The following is a 2,789-nucleotide window of genomic DNA, read 5'->3' as shown; positions in this document are numbered from 1 at the left end:
GCAACGCTCCACAAGATCCGCCAACGCTTCAAAACCTTGCCGACGCAGGGCTGAAAAATTGAAGGCGCTCTCCATCAGCAGTGCAAACGCGGCAGCCTGCCCCACCCCACGATGCACGGGCCGGGCACCACGGGTGAACTTCGGAAAGATCACCGCCACCGGGGCGGCCGGACGCCGCACGGCCAGCACGCTCTCACGGGGCGGGCGCATGAGCGCCACCGAACCCTTCACGGTGTCCCGCACCGTCCCACTGAACGCATCCTCCCCCGCCAGCCCCTTGATCAGGTCGATGGAGTCATTCTTCAGACTGATCGGGCGCGCCAGCCCTTCGATGCTGAGTGCATCCAGGGCCAGTGGCGCCAGTTCATCCGACAGCAACCGCCAACCGTGATGCACCAAGCCTGCCACCAGGGTGCTCTTGCCGGAACCCGGCGGCGCGGGAATCAACAGAGCCTGGCCACCCTTTTCCACCACGGCGGCATGCAGAATCAGGCAATCCTTCACGGCGTCATGCACGCACCAGTTAAGCCCCCATTCCAGCAACGGAAAGGCCTGCGCATGGGGCAAGGGGAAGAAAGACGAACTGCCATCCACATGGAATTCAAGCTGCCTGCCGAACCATCGCCGCAGATTGCGAGGTGGTCTCACCTCCACGTGGAAGTCGGCGAACCCTTCCAGGCTCACCGGGTGATGCCGATACATCCGCTGGACTTCATCGGCCAGGTGTTCAACGGGGGAACTCAGGCGAAAGGAAAAGCGCCCGAAATGGATAATGGCACCGGCACCGGCCACCAGCGCTCTGAAGTCACGGGCGGGGATGGCACCCACCTCAACCAACGGGAGGGAGGCCTTTATGCCGTCCGCTCCACCAACTGCATCCCCTCCAGGGTGGACATGACCTGATACAACGCTTCCTGGGTTTTGCATCGGAGATCTTCGGATCCGGAAGTTTCGGTGTCGGGGGTGCAGGACCGCAGTAATGCCATGAAATCGCCGCGCCCAGCCGCCAGATGCTCCAGCACCTCACCGTGAAAACGGGACAGCACAAAGACATCACCCGAACCCTGATGAAAGACGGCCACGCCATCATCCAGGGTTCGAACGATCACGCCCGCGGGGTGCAACCGCCAGAAGGCGGCAGAGTCACCGTACCCGGCCAGAGAGGCACTCAAGACGCCACGACCCCGAATGTATCAGGTGCCCCATCGGTATAGGACGACGTGGTCCCGAATGTGCTGTGAAGATAGAGCAGAACATCACCCTTCTGCCAAACGACGCCGGGCTTGACCTGATAGCCACTGCCGACGTCAATGGCATTCCACATTGTCACCACCTGAGTGGGATCCAGAGGGTACAGGGAACTCGCCGCATTCATGTAGGCAGCCACGAAGGCACGGGCCAGATTTCCCCGGTCCTCGTAGAAAACCATGAATTCACTCGGTTCACTCGGTGCGGGCCTGGAAATCACATCGCGCAGAGTCAACCCAAGGACATCATTGTTCGGATCCAGCGGTTCGACAGGCTGGATGTGATTGATGGACCCGAATACCGAAACAAAAGTCGCTTCAAAATCACCGCTACTCTCGGCAACATTCTCCCAATGGTCCGGAGTCTTGCCACATTGCAGGTTCAGACGATCTCCCTTACGACCACTGAGCTTGAGGGAATCAAAGCCGGAGGGCGAGTCAGCCTCGCAGGCTCCCGCCAGAACCGGCCTGTTCACCATGGCAAACAGCACCGGCGCGGAACTCGCGGCCAGTGCAAACCGCCTCCGACCCTTGTGTACAGGCTCGGAAGCCACCACCTCCGTTACCCCTTCATCGGTATCGGGTCTGTCTTTGTCAGCCATCACAACCAGCCTCGCAATAGGTAGGAATTCATGGCAGCAAGGCAACAAGCGCTTCGACCGGCATCAACCGGGAGGGGCATCCATCCCTCACACTGGCCACTCACATTCAGAACAACCATGACTGCACAAGCTTACCAGAACATCTCGGGACTCAGCGGAACACGGCCTTTACTTTAAGCCCCACAAAATACCCAGCAAGAAAAGAGCCAATTCGTCCGTATCCCAGCGCCACAGGCACATTGGGCGCAATGTAACGTGACGCCACTCACAAAATCAACCCAGACCTGTAAATCAAGCCGACATAAAAAGTGAGAATCCACAGCCGATGGTGCCCACATTCGGGATGACAACACCCCTAATCAGGGTCACTCACAGCAAAGATGCCGCCGGCCCGGCCGGAGAAAGCAATCCCGCGCACCAACATGTAAGAATATCCGACGCCCCGCCAATCGAAATGCCGACAGGGACAGACGCCTACCATTGAAAACAACCCACCAGGGTCAATGCAAATCAGACTCCATGATGGTCCCATGAGAGCAGCAAAGCCCGCTTGATGCGGAAGTCCCGTCGAACCGCAAAATGCCGGCGGCTTGCTAGACTCTGAAGTTGGAGCCACCTCACCAACTCAACCCAACACAACAGGACCGGAACATGGAAAAAATCCTGGACTTCGCTGGCACCCTCATCGCCCTGCTGGGCATTGCCACCTGTCTCGCCAGCGCCGGTACCTGGCTGATGGGTGATTACTACCTGCTCGGACTGGAGTTGATCGTCATTCTCACCGGCGGCATCGGCCTGCTGGTGACCGCCATCCTGTTCAAGGTGCAGGTACTGGTCATGCGATCGTTTTAAACCCACCCCGTCACTCCCGAGCCTGCCTCATCACGTCAGCTCCCACCCCGTCACTCCCGGGCCTGACTCATCACGTCAGCTACTACCC

4 protein-coding genes are annotated in these 2,789 nt (G+C 59.2%); 1 reads left to right on the top strand and 3 read right to left on the bottom strand.

Features of this window, described 5'->3' with window-relative positions:
* From LQ952_RS15630 to LQ952_RS15620, 3 genes are all read right to left on the bottom strand, one after another.
* On the bottom strand, nt 1–828 hold an 828-nt coding region (locus tag LQ952_RS15630), incomplete at its 3' end, for an HprK-related kinase A (RefSeq protein ID WP_238623540.1).
* Nucleotides 829–851: 23 nt separating this feature from the next.
* On the bottom strand, nt 852–1,172 hold the full coding sequence (locus tag LQ952_RS15625) for a hypothetical protein (RefSeq protein WP_238623539.1): 321 nt from the start codon (nt 1,170–1,172) through the stop codon (nt 852–854).
* Nucleotides 1,169–1,849, bottom strand: coding sequence for a hypothetical protein (locus tag LQ952_RS15620; RefSeq protein WP_238623538.1), 681 nt, complete (start codon nt 1,847–1,849; stop codon nt 1,169–1,171). Before LQ952_RS15620 ends, LQ952_RS15625 begins: the two co-directional genes overlap by 4 nt.
* Before the next feature lie 651 nt (nt 1,850–2,500).
* Between LQ952_RS15620 and LQ952_RS15615 the strand changes: the two genes are divergently transcribed.
* Nucleotides 2,501–2,701 carry a hypothetical protein gene (locus LQ952_RS15615; RefSeq protein WP_238616168.1) on the top strand — a complete coding sequence of 67 codons (201 nt, stop codon included), beginning with the start codon at nt 2,501–2,503 and terminating at the stop codon, nt 2,699–2,701.
* The last annotated feature ends 88 nt before the right edge of the window (nt 2,702–2,789 follow it).

The organism is Ectothiorhodospira lacustris (genome assembly GCF_022227785.1).
Lineage (GTDB): Bacteria > Pseudomonadota > Gammaproteobacteria > Ectothiorhodospirales > Ectothiorhodospiraceae > Ectothiorhodospira > Ectothiorhodospira lacustris.
The sequence above is the reverse complement of the archived record's forward strand: the minus strand, read 5'-3'. Positions and strand labels throughout refer to the sequence as shown.

Coding starts and splice junctions, on each gene's coding strand:
- LQ952_RS15620 (WP_238623538.1), bottom strand. CDS start 1,849: ATGGCTGACAAAGACAGACCCGATACCGATGAAGGGGTAACGGAGGTG.
- LQ952_RS15615 (WP_238616168.1), top strand. CDS start 2,501: ATGGAAAAAATCCTGGACTTCGCTGGCACCCTCATCGCCCTGCTGGGC.